This is a genomic window from Ruegeria sp. CDSA089, assembly GCF_059612205.1.
The window spans coordinates 1-16,228 of record NZ_JBXWQD010000018.1 but is presented as its reverse complement, the minus strand read 5'-3'; the positions used below and the strand labels follow the sequence as shown (position 1 = coordinate 16,228).

General features: G+C 53.3%; 17 protein-coding genes. 11 read left to right on the top strand and 6 right to left on the bottom strand.

Features of this window, described 5'->3' with window-relative positions:
- Positions 1 to 159 precede the first annotated feature (159 nt).
- Positions 160 to 951, top strand: a complete 792-nt coding sequence (locus AC2FJ6_RS20500; RefSeq protein ID WP_170774147.1) for an inositol monophosphatase family protein — start codon at positions 160 to 162, stop codon at positions 949 to 951.
- A gap of 3 nt (positions 952 to 954) precedes the next feature.
- On the opposite strand, the gene AC2FJ6_RS20495 is transcribed toward AC2FJ6_RS20500, so the two are convergent.
- The 5 genes from AC2FJ6_RS20495 to AC2FJ6_RS20475 are packed head-to-tail and all read right to left on the bottom strand — an operon-like array spanning position 955 to position 6,353.
- Positions 955 to 1,521 carry a histidine phosphatase family protein gene (locus AC2FJ6_RS20495; RefSeq protein ID WP_170774145.1) on the bottom strand — a complete coding sequence of 189 codons (567 nt, stop codon included), beginning with the start codon at positions 1,519 to 1,521 and terminating at the stop codon, positions 955 to 957.
- Positions 1,522 to 2,592, bottom strand: a complete 1,071-nt coding sequence (locus AC2FJ6_RS20490) for an ABC transporter ATP-binding protein (protein WP_170774143.1) — start codon at positions 2,590 to 2,592, stop codon at positions 1,522 to 1,524.
- A complete protein-coding gene (locus AC2FJ6_RS20485) occupies positions 2,589 to 4,805 on the bottom strand; it encodes an ABC transporter permease (RefSeq protein ID WP_170774141.1) in 2,217 nt (738 codons plus the stop codon). The genes AC2FJ6_RS20490 and AC2FJ6_RS20485 overlap by 4 nt, the downstream gene beginning before the upstream one ends.
- Complete coding sequence (locus tag AC2FJ6_RS20480) at positions 4,806 to 5,831, bottom strand: ABC transporter substrate-binding protein (protein ID WP_170774139.1); 1,026 nt, start codon at positions 5,829 to 5,831, stop codon at positions 4,806 to 4,808.
- Positions 5,832 to 5,888: 57 nt separating this feature from the next.
- Positions 5,889 to 6,353, bottom strand: coding sequence for an NUDIX hydrolase (locus AC2FJ6_RS20475; protein ID WP_170774137.1), 465 nt, complete (start codon positions 6,351 to 6,353; stop codon positions 5,889 to 5,891).
- A 244-nt stretch (positions 6,354 to 6,597) separates the two neighbouring features.
- Between AC2FJ6_RS20475 and AC2FJ6_RS20470 the strand changes: the two genes are divergently transcribed.
- The 8 genes from AC2FJ6_RS20470 to AC2FJ6_RS20435 all read left to right on the top strand — a co-directional run bounded on the left by AC2FJ6_RS20470 (position 6,598) and on the right by AC2FJ6_RS20435 (position 14,372).
- Complete coding sequence (locus tag AC2FJ6_RS20470) at positions 6,598 to 7,407, top strand: DeoR/GlpR family DNA-binding transcription regulator (protein ID WP_170774135.1); 810 nt, start codon at positions 6,598 to 6,600, stop codon at positions 7,405 to 7,407.
- 58 nt (positions 7,408 to 7,465) lie between these two features.
- Complete coding sequence (gene phnD / locus AC2FJ6_RS20465) at positions 7,466 to 8,440, top strand: phosphate/phosphite/phosphonate ABC transporter substrate-binding protein (protein ID WP_170774133.1); 975 nt, start codon at positions 7,466 to 7,468, stop codon at positions 8,438 to 8,440.
- A gap of 60 nt (positions 8,441 to 8,500) precedes the next feature.
- Positions 8,501 to 9,295: a phosphonate ABC transporter ATP-binding protein gene (gene phnC / locus AC2FJ6_RS20460; RefSeq protein ID WP_170774131.1), complete on the top strand. Its 795-nt coding sequence runs from the start codon at positions 8,501 to 8,503 to the stop codon at positions 9,293 to 9,295.
- Entirely contained in the window at positions 9,292 to 10,107 is an 816-nt protein-coding gene (phnE, locus tag AC2FJ6_RS20455) for a phosphonate ABC transporter, permease protein PhnE (RefSeq protein WP_170375209.1), read from the top strand. The genes phnC and phnE (AC2FJ6_RS20455) overlap by 4 nt, the downstream gene beginning before the upstream one ends.
- Entirely contained in the window at positions 10,107 to 10,922 is an 816-nt protein-coding gene (phnE, locus tag AC2FJ6_RS20450) for a phosphonate ABC transporter, permease protein PhnE (RefSeq protein ID WP_170774129.1), read from the top strand. Before phnE (AC2FJ6_RS20455) ends, phnE (AC2FJ6_RS20450) begins: the two co-directional genes overlap by 1 nt.
- The gene (locus AC2FJ6_RS20445) at positions 10,919 to 11,824 is read left to right on the top strand and encodes an HAD-IIA family hydrolase (RefSeq protein WP_237215996.1); all 906 of its coding nucleotides are present in this window, start codon (positions 10,919 to 10,921) and stop codon (positions 11,822 to 11,824) included. The genes phnE (AC2FJ6_RS20450) and AC2FJ6_RS20445 overlap by 4 nt, the downstream gene beginning before the upstream one ends.
- Positions 11,825 to 12,198: 374 nt before the next feature.
- The gene (locus tag AC2FJ6_RS20440; RefSeq protein ID WP_496669801.1) at positions 12,199 to 12,831 is read left to right on the top strand and encodes a tyrosine-type recombinase/integrase; all 633 of its coding nucleotides are present in this window, start codon (positions 12,199 to 12,201) and stop codon (positions 12,829 to 12,831) included.
- 308 nt (positions 12,832 to 13,139) lie between these two features.
- On the top strand, positions 13,140 to 14,372 hold the full coding sequence (locus AC2FJ6_RS20435) for a flavin-containing monooxygenase (protein ID WP_170774093.1): 1,233 nt from the start codon (positions 13,140 to 13,142) through the stop codon (positions 14,370 to 14,372).
- Between the two features lie 55 nt (positions 14,373 to 14,427).
- Here the strand turns inward: AC2FJ6_RS20435 and AC2FJ6_RS20430 are convergent, their stop codons facing one another.
- Positions 14,428 to 15,324 carry a LysR family transcriptional regulator gene (locus AC2FJ6_RS20430; protein ID WP_170774091.1) on the bottom strand — a complete coding sequence of 299 codons (897 nt, stop codon included), beginning with the start codon at positions 15,322 to 15,324 and terminating at the stop codon, positions 14,428 to 14,430.
- Positions 15,325 to 15,478: 154 nt separating this feature from the next.
- Between AC2FJ6_RS20430 and AC2FJ6_RS20425 the strand changes: the two genes are divergently transcribed.
- A complete protein-coding gene (locus AC2FJ6_RS20425; RefSeq protein WP_170774089.1) occupies positions 15,479 to 15,889 on the top strand; it encodes a GFA family protein in 411 nt (136 codons plus the stop codon).
- Positions 15,890 to 15,921: 32 nt separating this feature from the next.
- Positions 15,922 to 16,116 (top strand): DUF1059 domain-containing protein, encoded by a 195-nt coding sequence (locus AC2FJ6_RS20420; RefSeq protein WP_058272354.1) that lies wholly within the window; start codon positions 15,922 to 15,924, stop codon positions 16,114 to 16,116.
- The last annotated feature ends 112 nt before the right edge of the window (positions 16,117 to 16,228 follow it).

Here is a 16,228-nt window from a genome sequence, read left to right as displayed (position 1 = left end):
CTTAGCGGTTACGATGAGCCAGAAACCCTCTCTTATCAAATCAACCTAAACTGTCCCATTGGCGCTGACGTCAGACAAGCGAGAAGACTATGTGGTTGCCTAGTCTTCGCTTGGCCTACAGTGTTGTTGGGAAACACTCCCACCGAAAAAGGAGCACCTATGTCTCGACTTTCAGGACGCAGAGACTTTGCCACCGAAGTCTGCGAGGAGGCTGGGCTACTTGCCAAAAAGTTCTTTGCAGATCGGGTCAATCTTATAGTTGATCAAAAAGGCGCTCAGGACTGGGTGAGCGAGGCGGACAAGAACGTCGAGACTTTCATTCGTCAAAGGATAGCGGAGGCGTGGCCCAACGATGGCGTATACGGTGAAGAGCATGGCGCGGTAGCGGGAGAGAGTGGCTTTGACTGGGTTATTGATCCAATTGATGGGACCACGAATTTCGTGAACGGTATTCCTGCATGGACCATTGTTCTGGCTGGTGTCACCGAGGGCCAAACGGAAATTGGTGTGATCCACGATCCAAACTTGGATGAAACTTTTGTCGCAACTCGCGGAGAAAGTGCGACACTTAACGGATCACCGATAAGCGTCGCGTTAGGAGTGCCGTTGCAAGATGGAACAGTGGCTGTGGGATACTCGAACCGGATTGAGAGCCATCATGTCTTACCTGTTATCGAGGATCTGATCGAGCACGGGGCGATGTTTCACAGAAACGCCAGCGGAGCGCTTTCATTGGCTTACGTCGCTGCCGGGCGCCTTTTGGGTTACGTGGAGGAGCACATGAATGCATGGGATTGTCTGGCTGGGCAATTGCTGGTCTCGGAAGCGGGCGGCGTTGTCGAGGATCAGGACGCCGATGAGATGATCCGAGACGGCGGGCGCGTGATCGTGGGGACACCAGATGTGTTCGAGACGTTGCGTGAGATCGCAGAGAACGCTTGGAACGCTTAGCTCCTACGTCAAAGAGACCCAACATGAATCAGGCTTGAGCGTAGCTAAATCTGCCTGCCAGAAATGGCCTTGTGAGGGTTGGTCGTGCTTGCGGTCTATCGAACAATTCGAGAGTGCGCACCAAAGCAATGTGCCCACTGCTCCGTGCGTTACAATTGCAAGATCCCCGGCATTATGCGACAGGATAATCTTAGTGACTGTCCGAAGAATGCGTATCTGTGCTTCGATCGCTGGTTCCCAACCGCGATAGCTACTTTCCGGCTGAGCAAAGAAAGCATCGGCCGCGGCTTCGAAATCTTTCAGCGGCAAGTAACCGGTTGCGCTGCGGTCATTCTCACCAAGATCCAAGTTGCATTTCACTGATAGCTTTCGTGGTGCAGCAAGAATCTCGCCTGTTTCACGGGCCTTCCGCTCGTCGCTGGTCCATATCTGAGTGACGGCGGACAAGATTCCACTGGATGCAAATTCAGTAGCCCGCTTGCGGCCCACAGCATTCAAGCCCCACTCAGTTATCGGGACGGCCGGATCGATAGAGACCTCGGGGTGAGTGATGATAATGAGTTTCGGCATTTAATCCGGCAGAAGAACGGGCCCTTTGTCAGCAAAACCCATTTTGATTTCGGCGCCGGGATCAAGCGGCGCATCGACGTCGTCATGTACGGCAAAAACCTGACCGAATGTACCGATCAGCGTATATTCCATTCGAACGCCAACATAGGTCGCCTTCGCCACCTTGGCTGTTATGCCTTGGTCTGAGCCGATAACCAAACGCGAGGGCCGCACTGCAATGGTTGCGTTTCCTTCGGACAAACCGCGACGTGGCAGCGTATGTCGGTAGCCTTCTATTTCTATCGTCGCCACGTCGCCATTGATATCGACGATTTGGCAATCCAATAGGTTTGCCTCACCTATGAAATCGGCGACAAAACGATCGTTCGGGGCATCGTAAAGCTGGCGTGGTGTGCCCATTTGGGCGATCGCTGCGTTGCGCATGACGACAATCTCATCAGAGACTGCCAGTGCCTCCTCCTGATCGTGGGTCACGTAAACAACTGTCACACCAAGATCTTGCTGGATTGCCCGAATATCCTCTCGCACCTGACGGCGAAGCTTGGCATCGAGATTGGACAACGGCTCGTCGAACAACAGAACCTGAGGCTCAAGAACCAGCGCGCGGGCGACGGCAACACGCTGTTGTTGGCCCCCTGACAGTTCCGAGGGAAGACGGTTGTCGAACCCCTGCAGGCCAACCAGTTCCAATCCATGCATAGCGCGGCTGCGGGCTTCGTCCTTTGCAAAGCCTGAGAATGTGAGGCCATACATCACGTTTTCCAGCACGCTCATGTGAGGGAAAAGCGCGTATGACTGGAAAACCATGGATACGTCGCGGTCGGTGGCAGGCAAGTTGGTCACGTCCTGATCACCAATTAGGATCTTGCCCGAGCTTGCCATTTCCAACCCGGCAATCATGCGCAGAGTCGTTGTTTTCCCACAGCCTGACGGACCAAGCAGTGTGACGAGTTTTCCTGCATCGACATGCAGGTTGATGTTGTCGACGGCGACGACGTCTTTACCGAATACTTTCGACACGTTCTCAAAGCGCACCGGGGCGGCCTTGGAACCGATTTTGGCGTCGGTCATCGCGATGCCTCCGTTCCGTGTTGCGTGCGTCGACCAATCTGGACCCGGCCAACGAGTAGTTGCAGTAAACCGACCGCCGCGAGCATCACAAAAATCAGCGTCGTCGAATAGGCGATCGCAAGGCCATAGTCATTATTCTCGACCCGACCGATAATGTAGCTGGTCGCCATGTCATATTCTGCGCTGACCAGAAAGATGACAGCCGAGATCGCGGTCATGGCACGGACAAAACTGTAAACAAGCGCAGCAAGTATCGCAGGGCGCAATAACGGCAGGATGACGTTTCGGAACGTCTGCCACGAGTTTGCACCAAGGGTCAGCGACGATTCATCAAGGCTGCGGTCAAGCTGCGACATGCTCGCGATCCCCGCACGAACGCCAACCGGCATATTACGGAAGATAAAGCTGACAACGAGAATGACACCAGTACCCGTGATTTCAATTGGCGGAACGTTGAAGGCTAGGATGTAGCTGACGCCTATCACTGTTCCGGGGATAGCGAAGGATAACATTGTTCCAAATTCGAAAGCGTTCTTGCCTGCAAAACTTTGCCTGGTCAGCAGATAAGCGGTCACCAGACCTACGGCGGCAGTCAATGGGGCAGCAATGGCCGCGATCGTTATGGTGGTCCAGAAACTGTCCCAAGCGGCTCCGGTCCAGCGAATGCTATCTTCTTCGAAACGTGCGGAGAATGCGGTGACATAGTGTTTGATAGTTAGCGAGTTATCGACACCCCACAACTCGACGACACTGCCGTAAATGATCATCGCATAAACAACAATTGTGAACAGCGCCCAGCCCAGAGCGATGAGTAGTACCGGAACTGAAAGGCCAGTTGGCATCAGAGGATGAACGCCGGCATCCCCTTTGCCGGTGACGGTTGTGTAGCTTTTCTTCCCCAGCCAGACACGCTGCGCATAAAAGGCGGAAAGAGTAAAGAACAGCAGCACCATGGCCAGAACTGCGGCTCTGCCTTGATCGTATTGAGCGCCAACGATGGCAAAGAATATTTCGGTCGAAAGCACGTCGAAATTGCCGCCCAATACAAGCGGATTTCCGAAATCGGCCATGCTTTCGATGAAGCCCAGAAGAAATGCATTCGCAAGACCGGGCCGCATCAGGGGCAATGAAACCGTCTTGAATGTCTGCCATCTACTGGCGCGGAGGGTTTGGGCCGCTTCTTCCATCGACGGAGAGACGCCTTCAACCACACCGATCAGAACAAGAAACGCGATTGGCGTAAACGCGAGTGTCTGCGCGATCAGGATGCCTGGCATTCCATAAAGCCAGCGTGTCGGCTGGGTGCCGAGAAGCTCGGCAAAGAACCGGGTGACCGACCCAGAAAGGCCAAAAAGCAAGATCAGCGCCAGGCCGATCACGAATGGCGGAGTGATTATTGGCAGAACGGTCAGAGCCCGCAGCGCGCGTTTATGGCGAAAGCCTGAGCGCGTCACGACCAGTGCAAAGCAAAGCCCCAGGACCGTGGTGATGACGCCGACTAAGATGGCTAGGAACAGTGAATTCCAGGCGGCACCACAGCGCGCGCCATGAAAACACCCCAAACCCCACAGTCGATCATCGAAAAACTTCGAGAAGAATACCGCGATGGAGTACGCGCCTTCTTCGGTGATGAAGGCAGCGAATAGCATCTTCGCGATGGGAAAAAAGACAAAAGCGGTGACAATTGTAATAACGCCACCGATGGCGCTTACGACAAAGACGTCACCGTTAATGGCGCCCCTTGCCGCGATCCCCTGAGTAAGCAGGAACAGAAAACTTGAGGCACATATCATCGCACCGTAGCCCATTCCGAACTGACGGTCGCCGAGTTCGCCAAACATCGCCTGCAACCAATTGAAGTTGAAGCCTCTGATGCCAATGCTGAACCCCTGAGCGATCAGCCAGCCGAAGCCAAGCGCCCCTGACAGGATCAGTATTCTGGCGTAAAGTGGATCAGATTTGGGGCGCTTCAACACCAGAAGCGGCAGGGCGAGTGCGATCAGGAGCGGAGCGAGCCATAGTTTTTCACCCTGTCCAATCAGAAACGCAGCGGGGGCATAATCCTCATCGAATGGGTAGCCGTCCAAAAGCCACTCGAACGACCAAAGGCCACCGTCGACCATATACCAAGGCAACAGGCAGAATCCGACCCACCCGGCCGTGATCCAGAAGATCAGGACCGGATGGGTCGTTTTTGAAGTCCGGTCAGTCATTTACTGCGGCAGAGTCGAAACCTCTTCGTCCCATTTCTGCAACAGACGCTTCCGTTCGTCTGACGAACCATACTTTTTGAAGTCATAGTCAATCAGCTTGATCTGACTCATGTCTGGCGCGCTATCCGAAGTTTCCGCGCTCTTATTCGAAGGTACCTGAAACGCGTTGACCTGAAGAGCAAGGTTCTGGGCCTCGGGTGACAGTGCCCAGTCATAGAACTTTTTCGCTTCTTCTTCGTTGCGGGCTCCTTCAATAATCGACATCGAGCCAATTTCGTATCCTGTGCCCTCGCACGGTGCGACGACCTTAATCGGGAATCCTGAAACGGCCTGCTTCACAGCGTCATGCATGAAGACTATACCAATGGTGTTCTCACCACGACCGGCGGCCTTGATCGGCGCAGAACCAGACTTGGTATATTGGTTGATGTTCGAATGCAGACCTTTCATGAACTCAAAGCCTTCATCTTCGCCAAAGATCTGCACCATCGACGCAAGCGTGGTATAGGCCGTACCTGATGAGTTCGGGTTCGCCATCTGAACGTGGCCCTTGTATTCGGGCTTCAGCAGGTCTTTCCAGCAGGCTGGTTCGGGTAGGTTATTGGCAGCGATGAGATCGGCATTATAGCCATAACCGAGTGCGCCTGAATAGATGCCGATCGTCTTGTTGCCCGCGCTTTCTGCTTGGGATATCGCCCAATCGTGAAGCTGGTCGCGCACTGGCGACATGTATTCCATCGTCAAGCCTTCTTCGGCGGCCTGCAAATGCGGATCACCGGTACCGCCCCACCAAACGTCTCCTTTCGGGTTCGAGCTTTCGGCGCGGATTTGTGCAAAAGTTTCACCTGATGACTTCCGGGTCATGTTGACGTCGATGCCCGTCGCGTCTTCAAAGCTTCGCGCCATGAGTTGGCACCAATCTTCTTGCGCCGAACAATAGAGTGTCAGCTTATCGGCCTGTGCCGCCGACAGTGACGCAGCCAGCGCAATCACCGATCCAACCGCAGTGGATGTCAATTTCCTCATTTTTTCCTCCCTTTGAGCTTAGTGCGTCCGGGTTTCCCGGTTCTTTCATGCCCTTCCTCATGCAGCCTTTCGAAGTTTCTTTATGACAATTTTGACTTCTGGATCGTCCGCTAGATTATGCAGCAAATCTGACAGGTCTCTTTCTTGAACTAACTTTGCGGCCTTTGCCGGTGAGAACCAATGACGCGTTCGTTCACCTTCTTCCTTCCAGCGTCGCTTCAACTTTTCGACGACCAGAGGATAAAGGGTAACGCGGCAGCGAACGCTGTTTCGCCCCTTGTATCGTTTATCATAGAAAAAATGACCGATCGGCCGTTTCGATATGGTGCCGACTGCGCCTGCTTCTTCTTGAGCTTCTATTTCTGCGGCATGCCAAGGTTTTTTGCCGTCCATTAGCCATCCTTTTGGGATAACCCACCGGCCGGTATCCCGCGAAGTGACCATAAGAACGCGCAATTTGCCAGTCTTATCCCAGCGCATCGGAAGCGCCGCAATCTGATCTGCCGTTTCGCTGTCGCCCATGCCACCCCTCAATGCCACACGATCAAGAACCAAAAGGAAGCTGTCTGATTGGCAGGTTGGCCGGTTAACGCTTTGCCTTGGCTCGTATTCTGAATTTGATCAACCTGTGCATCTTCGCTTTGCGCTTCGAATTACTTGTGTTCGCTCGAATTCTCACAACCTTCTGAGGGTTATGCAACAAAAAATATTGCAATATGACCGAAAGCCCACAAAAGTAGGTTGAGAAGCCTAGTCGGGTCGTCGGATGTCCAAAACAAAAACGCGCGGCAAAATGTCTGAAAAGAACCAGAGCCGGGTAAAGAAGTCCGACCGGCGCCAACAGATATTGTTGGAGCTGAAGCTGCGCCCGCACGTTCGCATCAACGAACTGGCACAGCGGTTCAACGTCTCCAACGAAACGGTACGTAGAGATTTCGATGCTCTGTCGAACGACGGCTTGATAGCGCGCGCACACGGGGGGGCATCAGCCGCTGCGCAAGGGCACTATCCGGGTTTGGATGAACGAACAAACGATCAAGTTGAGGAACGCGAACGGATAGGTGCAATTGCGGCAGAACTGATCCAGAGCGGTGAAACCGTCATGATCGATTCCGGCTCGACCACAATCGAAATGGCACGTGTACTGGCTTACATTGGTACTCCCTGCACGGTAATCACCAATTCCATTCCCATAGCTATGACCCTTGGCCATGGGGCCGCACAAGTCCTGTTATGCCCGGGGGAATATCTGGCAACTGAGTCTGCAACTATCGGAACCGAGACGCTGGAATTTCTGTCCCGTTTCAACGTCGACAGGTGCATGATCGGTGCCTCTGGGTTGTCGACAGAAGGCCCTTCAGAAACAGTGCGGGGCTTTGCGGAAGTAAAGAGGGTGATGCTGACGCGTGCCGAGAAACGGCACCTTCTTGTTGATTCCGGGAAATTCGGCCGGAAAGGCTTGTCTCAAGTAGGAGACCTTAACGACTTGGATTCCATTGTCACCGACAAAAAACCAACAGGAGAATTGCGCAACGCTTTTGAGGGCGTAGAGGTCGACGTTCTCGTCGCCGAGTAAACATAAAATGATTGATTCACAGCGGACAAAAAGCACCGCACATGACTGGGAGGAAAACATGAAGATCGATATCAAACTATTGCTTGGGGCATCTGCAATCGCACTCATGTCGATGAGTGGAATAGCGTCGGCGCAAGATTGTCCACGCGGTGACTTGGACGAGCGTTTTTGTGATGCCGACGGGGATTTGATCGCGGATATCCCCACAGATCCTTCCGAACAAATAGATCCAGACACCTTGATCTTTGCCTACACGCCGGTTGAAGACCCCGCCGTTTACAAAACTGCGTGGTCAGACTTTCTCGACCATTTGAAAGCAGAAACAGGCAAGGACGTTGTCTTTTTTCCAGTCCAGAATAACGCAGCCCAGATCGAGGCGATGCGCTCAGGGCGCCTGCATATTGCGGGATTCAACACCGGTTCCAACCCTTTGGCCGTAAACTGCGCTGGGTTCCGTCCGTTCACGATCATGGCCTCAAAAGACGGTAATTTTGGTTACGAGATGGAAATCATCACCTATCCGGGTTCGGGCATCGAAAAGGTTGAAGACATCAAGGGAAAGCAACTGGCTTTCACATCGCCCACATCGAACTCGGGATTCAAGGCTCCTTCCGCGATCCTGAAAAGCGACTTTGATCTTCTGCCCGAACGCGACTTTGAGCCTGTCTATTCGGGCAAACACGACAACTCGATCCTAGGTGTTGCCAACAAAGACTACTTAGCGGCCTCAATTGCGAATTCGGTTAAATCGCGGATGATCTCCCGTGACGTGATCAATGAGGATGATGTCATTACAATCTATAAGTCGCAGACTTTCCCAACCACTGGGTTTGGCACCGTTTACAACCTGACGCCCGAGTTGCAGGAAAAGATCCGCAATGCCTTCTTCAGCTTCGATTGGGAGGGGACGACACTTGAAGCTGAGTTCTCGAAATCAAACGAAGGCCAATTCCTTGAGATGACCTATCAGGAATTCTGGGATGTCATTCGTAAAATTGACGCAGCAAATGGCGTCTCCTACGCCTGCCAATAACCTTTGGCTCATCAGGCGGGCCTGAAAGGGCCCGCTGTTCTCCCTAATCTGGGGCATTTCATGCTGCGTCTTCAAAAGCTGACGAAAACATACAAGACCGGAGATCAGGCGCTGAAGGCGATTGATCTTGAAGTTCCAAAAGGACAGGTTCTTGCGTTGATCGGGCCCTCGGGCGCGGGCAAATCGACCATGATCCGCTGTGTTAACCGATTGGTTGAACCTACAAGCGGCGGTGTTATTTTGGATGATGTAGACCTTACCAAACTCGGATCGGGTGCATTGCGGAAGGCGCGCCGCGAAATGGGCATGATCTTTCAGGAATATGCCTTGGTCGAACGCCTGACAGTGATGGAAAATGTACTGTCCGGCAGGCTGGGTTATGTGGGGTTCTGGCGCAGCTTTCTACGGCGCTATCCTCAGTCGGATGTGGACGAAGCCTTCCGGCTACTCGATCGGGTGGGGCTGTTGCACATGGCGGATAAACGGGCGGACGAACTCTCTGGCGGTCAGCGCCAAAGGGTCGGCATCTGCCGGGCACTGATACAGAACCCAAAGCTGCTGTTGGTCGATGAACCAACTGCATCGCTGGACCCAAAGACCAGCCGTCAAATTATGCGTCTCATCACCGAGTTATGTCAGGAACGCGGATTGGCAGCCATTATCAATATCCATGACGTGGCGCTCGCTCAGATGTTTGTTCCCCGTGTCGTAGGACTCCGATTCGGCGAAATTGTGTATGATGGGCTTCCTACAGGCCTTACCCCTGAGAAGCTGACCGAGATTTATGGGGAAGAAGACTGGGAAGCAACCATCGAAAAAGTTGACGAAGATGACGATGTCGAGGCTGCAGAATGAGCCATCGAGAGTTAGACGACATGCTGGGAAAAGGCTGGCGTAAGCCTGCCTTTGTCAAAAATCCATTACTCCGCTGGGCATTGCTCCTTGGCTTTTTCGCCTACCTGATCGCGGCGTTCATGACCATCGAAGTTGATTGGGGTCGTGTCTATGAAGGGTTGGATCGGGGTTGGGCGTTTGTGCTTGCGTTCACCAGCCCAGACTTCATTTCACGGTGGACCGATATTTGGAGCGGCCTTCTGGAAAGTATCGTGATGACCGTGGCCGCGTCGGTCGTGGGCATCCTGATTTCGATCCCGATTGGGTTGGGGGCTGCCCGCAATATCGCGCCATTGCCAATCTACATGATTTGCCGAGGCATTGTCGCGATAAGTCGGGCATTGCAAGAGATTATCGTTGCCATTTTGCTTGTGGCTATCTTTGGCTTTGGCCCGCTGGCCGGATTTCTGACGCTTTCTTTCGCCACAATCGGATTTCTCTCAAAACTTCTGGCCGAAGATATCGAAGCCATGGACAAGGTTCAGGCCGAGGCGATTAAGGCCTCTGGAGCGCGTTGGCCACAATGGATCAACTATGGAGTTCAGCCCCAGGTTATGCCGCGACTTGTGGGCCTTTCCATGTATCGGATCGACATCAATTTCAGAGAAAGCGCGATCCTCGGGCTCGTGGGGGCTGGTGGAATTGGTGCAACTTTGAACACCGCATTCGACCGCTATGAATACGACACTGCGGCAGCCATTCTCATTCTTATCATCGGCATCGTGATGGCACTTGAATACCTTTCGGGAATTATTCGAGCGAGGGTTCAGTAATGCCGATACTTGAACGCGACGATGCGCAAATCTGGCGTCGCCGGACAACGGGTCAGAGCTTGGTCCGTTGGTTCGGTTGGTTGCTGGGCGTGGCAATCTTTGTTTACTGCTGGCAGCTGATCTCGGAATCGACGACTTGGTTTTTCGTCTGGGATGCGCCCCGCATCGCCAACGATATTTGGACCCGTGCAACGCCTCCTAAATGGGATTACATCACCCAGTTAGGTCGCCCGATTTGGGACACGCTAAACATTGCTACCTTGGGGACCATAATTGCACTGTGCATGGCAGTGCCAGTTGCCTTTTTGGCGGCCCGCAACACCACACCATCGGCCTTGTTCATCCGTCCGATTGCCTTGTTGGTCATTGTCTCGACCCGCTCTATAAACTCGTTGATCTGGGCGCTTCTTTTGATCGCGATTATTGGTCCCGGCGTATTTGCTGGTGTCATAGCAATCGCCATTCGTTCAATCGGGTTTTGCGCAAAACTTCTTTACGAAGCGATCGAGGAAATTGATCGCACGCAGGTCGAAGCAATCACGGCAACCGGTGCTTCACGCTGGCAGGTCATGGCCTATGGGATCGTACCGCAAATCCTACCCGCTTTCGCGGGCATTGCCGTCTTCCGTTGGGATATCAACATCCGCGAATCCACGGTGCTCGGGCTGGTTGGAGCCGGGGGTATCGGGTTGCAATTGTCGGCCTCGCTCAACGTACTGGCTTGGCCGCAAGTTAGTCTGATCCTGATTGTAATTCTGGTCGCGGTTATGATCAGCGAATGGGTTTCGGCGAAAGTAAGAGGGGCCATCATTTGACCGGTTTCTCTGCGCAAGAGGCTTTTGACGCCTACGAGGCTGTAAGACATCGCCTTCCGCAACCCAGATCAACTGAAGTGAGCTATCGTCAGGCGGACACGCTAGAGGACATAGCTCACGAGTTTGACGTGTTCCTCCTCGATGCCTTCGGGGTTCTCAATATTGGTGATACGGCAATCCCAGAAACACCAGATCGGGTCAGGTCGCTGACAGCCGCCGGCAAACGTGTTCTGGTCGTATCGAATGCTGCAGGGTTTCCCCACACAACTCTTATGGAGAAATACTATGGGCTTGGCTACAACTTCGCGCCACAAGACGTGATCACCAGTCGGGCCACGTTGTTGTCTGAGCTAAACGGCCAAAATGAGTTGCATTGGGGATTGATGGCAACTCCAAGTGCCGGCCTTCGCGATCTGGAGGAGTTGAAGCTATCCTACCTGGAGGATGACCCGAAGCCCTACGAAACCGTCGACGGATTTTTGATGATTGGGTCAGCTGTTTGGAATGAAGCGCGACAAGCCATGTTAGAGGCCGCTTTGCTGCAACGTCCCCGCCCGGTATTGGTCGGCAATCCTGACATTGTCGCTCCGCGCGAGTATGGTTTCTCCAAAGAACCCGGTCTTTACGCGCACCGGCTAGCAGACCGGACAGGCGTCACCCCTCAGTTCTTTGGAAAACCTTTCGCCAACATCTATAATCTTGCATTCAATCGTCTGGGGCACATCGACAAGTCCCGGGTTCTGATGGTTGGCGACAGCCTTCACACCGACATTCTAGGTGCACGAAATGCAGGCATAGCTTCCGCGCTCATCTCTGGATTCGGTTTCTTCGCAGGGCATGATGTTGAAGCAGCGATCATGAAGGCAGGGATAGTGCCAAGCTTTGTTGTAAACCGACCTTGATATTAGGGCGTTCCGCTTGGACACGTCTTTCTGTTAACTCGAACGTCGGGTGAATCAGCGTTGCGCAGATCCCGACCATGTGAACGAAGCTCCGCGTGTGAACGGCAGCTTTGGAAAACCCTCCGCAACAATTTAACTCTAAACTCATGTCCGGCTTGGGCCGCATTCCGAACTATGCAAAGCCCGCTTTCTGCGCATAGCCGTCGTCGGTTGATCGCGCCGCATCGTTCACTGAGGGCTCGAAACGGTCATACGCTGCGCTGCTCACGAACGTCGGGTAAGCTGATGACACCTGCCATTTTGCTCCTTGATAGAGTCAGTTGGTCGACATGGTGTCGGTGCCTGGAGAGGGAGGGAAGGATGGAGGACAATCGATGTCCATTATTCAACTTCCTGCCATCACACCGAAGCGCCCGCCGTGGAACAAAGGTCGCCTTATAGGCCAGAAACGCCCGCTTCTCGCGAAGCAGGTCTGGGCCATCCGCGCCCGGCTTGAACTCTCGGACAATCTCAGGGATTTGGCACTCTTTAATCTTGCGATCGATAGCAAGCTGCAAGGCTGCGATCTCGTTCGATTGAACGTAGCCGATCTTGTTACTGGTGATCGTGTCCGCGAACGCGTGACAGTTGTCCAGAGCAAAACAAAACGGCCGGTCCAATTCGAGGTCTCGGAAAATACCCGCCAGTCCGTCTGGACCTGGATATGTCGCCCGGAGATGCTTGGACGCACTTTCCTTTTCCCAAGCCGCTTCCACGAAAGGCCGCATATATCGACACGACAGTACGCGCGTCTGGTCCTCGATTGGGTGTCGGCGATTGGCTTGGAGCCGAGCGGTTACGGCACGCATTCGCTGAGACGCACAAAAGCGGCACTGATCTACCGGAAAACAGGCAATCTACGCGCGGTGCAGCTTTTGCTTGGCCACACCAAGGTTGACAGCACAGTTCGATATCTTGGCGTTGAATTAGAAGACGCGCTGAGTATCGCAGAAAAGATCGACGTGTGAAGATTGAGCGGGCGGCAAGAGTCGCCCACTTTTCGTGACTGGCGATTGTCGCATGAGTGTTGACCATCCACTGGGCTTCTGAGCCGAGACGAGCGTCACCATCGTTGTCGATTGAGTTGAAGCTCCCGCCCGGATCGCCGGGCTCAGGTCAGTAGCTGGGGCGTCATCACTCCCATGTGACTGCTTGTGCGAAGTAAGCAGTCACTCCTGTAAAGTGCGGCGAACGTCCTCTTCGAGCCCTGAGCGGACATTGATACGTTGAAGCAACTAGCTGTCGCCGATAGAGTTTCATAGAAAGGTTTGCTGCTATGTACACCCTGATTGACACTGTGGTTGTGGGCGGAGGTCAAGCCGGTCTTTCCGTTAGCTGGCACTTAAAACAGGCTGGTCATGATCACGTTGTTTTGGACCGCGGGCAAATTGGCGATACATGGCGTAACCGTTGGGACTCGTTCTGCCTTGTCTCTCCTAACAAACTCTGCCGACTTCCAGGTTTCCATTACGATGGGGATGATCCCGATGGTTTCATGCTCCGCGATGAGATCGTCAAGTACATCGAAGACTATGCGAGCAGTTTTGGTCCGCCCTATCGAGGGGGCGTCGAGGTGGCTAGAATCGAGGCAAGTGAAGGACCGGGTCGATTCAAACTAACCACATCAGATGGCGAAATCAGAGCGCAGAACTTGATCGTCACCGTCGGCACGCATCAACACCCGAATATACCAAGTTGGCATTACGATCTGCCTGAAAGTGTTACTGGCATACATACTTGTGACTATCGCAACTCAGCGAGCCTACCGGATGGTGCGGTATTCATTATTGGAAGTGGTCAGTCAGGGTGTCAGGTCGCTGAGGACCTGCACTTATCCGGGCGCGACGTACATCTCGCAGTGGGCAGTGCTGGCCGCATCCCACGTCGCTATAGGGGTCGCGACATTTTTGAATGGGACTTGGCGACTGGGTACATGAACATGGCGGTAAAGGACCATCCCAAAGGGACAGCTATCCGGTTCAAAGCCCATCCACATCTCTCTGGGCGAGAGGGTGGTCGTATTGTTGATCTGCGCCAGATGGCGCTCGACGGGGTCAAACTACACAGCAAGGTTGAGGGTGTTCAAGACGGGTGTCTGATTTTGGCGGGCGGACTTGAAGAGACGCTCAAGGCAGTGGACGATGTGTGTCGCGCGGAAATGGAGAGCATCGACACTTTTGTTGCAGAGAATGGACTCGATGATCCCAAGGAAATTGTTGTCCCGATCAACTGGCAGCCCAAACCTGAACCACCGTTCTTCGACTTGGCTGCAGCAAATGTTTCAACCGTCATATACGCAACTGGGTTTCACCGCGATTTTGGATGGATCGACTTGCCAGTCTTCGATGAGACTGGCTATCCGCTATATGAGCGAGGTACTACGGATCTAGCAGGCCTGTACTTCTGCGGACTGCATTGGATGCATACACAAGGGTCTGGCCTGTTTTATGGCGTGGGCGAGGACGCGGAGTATGTAGTTGATCACTTGATTTCCAATTCGAACAAATGAGGTGCGCGACAGCCTCGAGCCTAGCTTGGTTCGAAAGTTTCCAACTGCAACTGGATCAGTTTTCGGACGTGTTTGCCGATACGACTTGCGACTGAGACATAAGCCAGTTGACGAACACCTTAGCCTCGGGACGCTGAAATTCTGCTTGAGTCTGGATGTAGTAGACGCCGAAGAGTGGCTCAGAGAACAATTCAATCATCCGACCAGATGAAAGATCTTCCTCAAAAAAAGCTCTGGCAGAATACGTGATACCGTCACCCCGGCGAACCGCAGTCATGATCAGGTTCCCCGGCATGTGATTTATGGTCAATGGCTCGGCAGGAACAACCCCGTGATAGGTGAACCAGTCAGCCGCCTCGTTGGTGCCCAGCTCCTGTAACCAGGGCAGCTTCGTTAAAGATGCCGGGTGACGCAGGTCTTGGTCTCTCACCAATGAAGGTGCTCCGATCACTACCATGTCGGTGACAAGGACAGTATCCTCTTTTTTTCTTGGCATGCGTCTGTCGTGATACCGAATGGCGACATCTATACCGCCGGGGCGTATCTGAACCAGTTCCGAAGTTGGGTTCAGCATCAAAGTGATCTCTGGGTGTTCACGTTGAAAGTCTGCCATTCTCGGCAATAGCCACTCCACCGCGAATGCTGGTGACATGGTCACTTGAACGGGACGCTTTGCTGTGTGTTCTGCCAGTCGTTCGACACCCCTTCCAATGATTTCAAAGCCGATACCCAGTTCACGTGCAAGCATGATGCCTGGCTCGGTCAACTCAATGCTGCGCCCACGTTTAGCAACGAGAGCTACGCCCAAATACCTTTCCAACGATTTCACCTGCTGGCTGACAGCCGCTTGGGTCACGTTCAATCGTTCAGCCGCCACGGTGTAACTCCCTGCTTCCGCAACCGCTGAGAAAGCGCGCAAAGCGTTCATCGGGGGAAGGTGCAGCCAATCCATACTATAGTTTTTCTTATGTATCTTCAGACTATTTGCTTCGCATGATAACGGTTTTCTTGACAATATTCACAGTGAAATCTGTTTTTGTGCTGGGAAAAGGCGAACGCTTCAACGCTGATGTTTGCAGAGCCGCACGTCAGGAGAGTTTGATACGATGGAAAAAATTCAAGGTGGATGTTACTGTGGTGCCGTTCGGTATCAGATAGCGACCCCGCCAGTTTGGTCGGGTCATTGCCATTGCCGTTCGTGCCAAATGGCCCTTGGCGGTGCCTTTGTAACTTGGGCTAAAGTGGCCGCCGAAGACTTTGAAGTGATCAAAGGCGAAATCCAACAAATTGAGAAAACTCCGGGTATTCGCCGAGGGTTTTGTCGGGAATGTGGAACGACGTTGACCTACGCTGCCCTAAATGAAGTTGAGGGCCAAGACTGGAGCGCTGACGCTTGGTTTTCTGCTGTGACGTTGGATGACCCATCGATTGCGCAACCCAAGGCCCACGTCTTCGTATCACGTCAGCAGCCATGGATAAAACTCGACGACGGTCTCCCGACGTTTCCTGAGTTTTGATCAACTTTCCCGTCCAGAAAGAGGAGAAAATGATGAACACCGCATTTTCATATGCCTGCAAGGATTGCGAGGGCATGGAGGCCTGCCCAGGCAAAGTGATCGCAGCGACCAAAGATGAAGTATGGAAACTCATGGAACTCCACGCGGTGGTCGCTCATGGAGAGGACCCCAGCTCTTGGGATGCCGACACTCGGGCATATCTGGGAACATTGATAAAACCAGCATGATCAAATCAGTTAAGCTTCGAACCCAATTGTCTGATGTCAGCGCCAATGGGACAGTTTAGGTTGATTTGATAAGAGAGGGTTTCTGGCTCATCGTAACCGCTAAGGAGTGGAG

Excerpts from the sequence above, each read along its gene's own strand:
- AC2FJ6_RS20500 (WP_170774147.1), top strand. The coding sequence starts at position 160 with ATGTCTCGACTTTCAGGACGCAGAGACTTTGCCACCGAAGTCTGCGAG.
- AC2FJ6_RS20495 (WP_170774145.1), bottom strand. The coding sequence starts at position 1,521 with ATGCCGAAACTCATTATCATCACTCACCCCGAGGTCTCTATCGATCCG.
- AC2FJ6_RS20490 (WP_170774143.1), bottom strand. The coding sequence starts at position 2,592 with ATGACCGACGCCAAAATCGGTTCCAAGGCCGCCCCGGTGCGCTTTGAG.
- AC2FJ6_RS20485 (WP_170774141.1), bottom strand. The coding sequence starts at position 4,805 with ATGACTGACCGGACTTCAAAAACGACCCATCCGGTCCTGATCTTCTGG.
- AC2FJ6_RS20480 (WP_170774139.1), bottom strand. The coding sequence starts at position 5,831 with ATGAGGAAATTGACATCCACTGCGGTTGGATCGGTGATTGCGCTGGCT.
- AC2FJ6_RS20475 (WP_170774137.1), bottom strand. The coding sequence starts at position 6,353 with ATGGGCGACAGCGAAACGGCAGATCAGATTGCGGCGCTTCCGATGCGC.
- AC2FJ6_RS20470 (WP_170774135.1), top strand. The coding sequence starts at position 6,598 with ATGTCCAAAACAAAAACGCGCGGCAAAATGTCTGAAAAGAACCAGAGC.
- phnD (WP_170774133.1), top strand. The coding sequence starts at position 7,466 with ATGAAGATCGATATCAAACTATTGCTTGGGGCATCTGCAATCGCACTC.
- phnC (WP_170774131.1), top strand. The coding sequence starts at position 8,501 with ATGCTGCGTCTTCAAAAGCTGACGAAAACATACAAGACCGGAGATCAG.
- phnE (WP_170375209.1), top strand. The coding sequence starts at position 9,292 with ATGAGCCATCGAGAGTTAGACGACATGCTGGGAAAAGGCTGGCGTAAG.
- phnE (WP_170774129.1), top strand. The coding sequence starts at position 10,107 with ATGCCGATACTTGAACGCGACGATGCGCAAATCTGGCGTCGCCGGACA.
- AC2FJ6_RS20440 (WP_496669801.1), top strand. The coding sequence starts at position 12,199 with ATGTCCATTATTCAACTTCCTGCCATCACACCGAAGCGCCCGCCGTGG.
- AC2FJ6_RS20435 (WP_170774093.1), top strand. The coding sequence starts at position 13,140 with ATGTACACCCTGATTGACACTGTGGTTGTGGGCGGAGGTCAAGCCGGT.
- AC2FJ6_RS20430 (WP_170774091.1), bottom strand. The coding sequence starts at position 15,324 with ATGGATTGGCTGCACCTTCCCCCGATGAACGCTTTGCGCGCTTTCTCA.
- AC2FJ6_RS20425 (WP_170774089.1), top strand. The coding sequence starts at position 15,479 with ATGGAAAAAATTCAAGGTGGATGTTACTGTGGTGCCGTTCGGTATCAG.
- AC2FJ6_RS20420 (WP_058272354.1), top strand. The coding sequence starts at position 15,922 with ATGAACACCGCATTTTCATATGCCTGCAAGGATTGCGAGGGCATGGAG.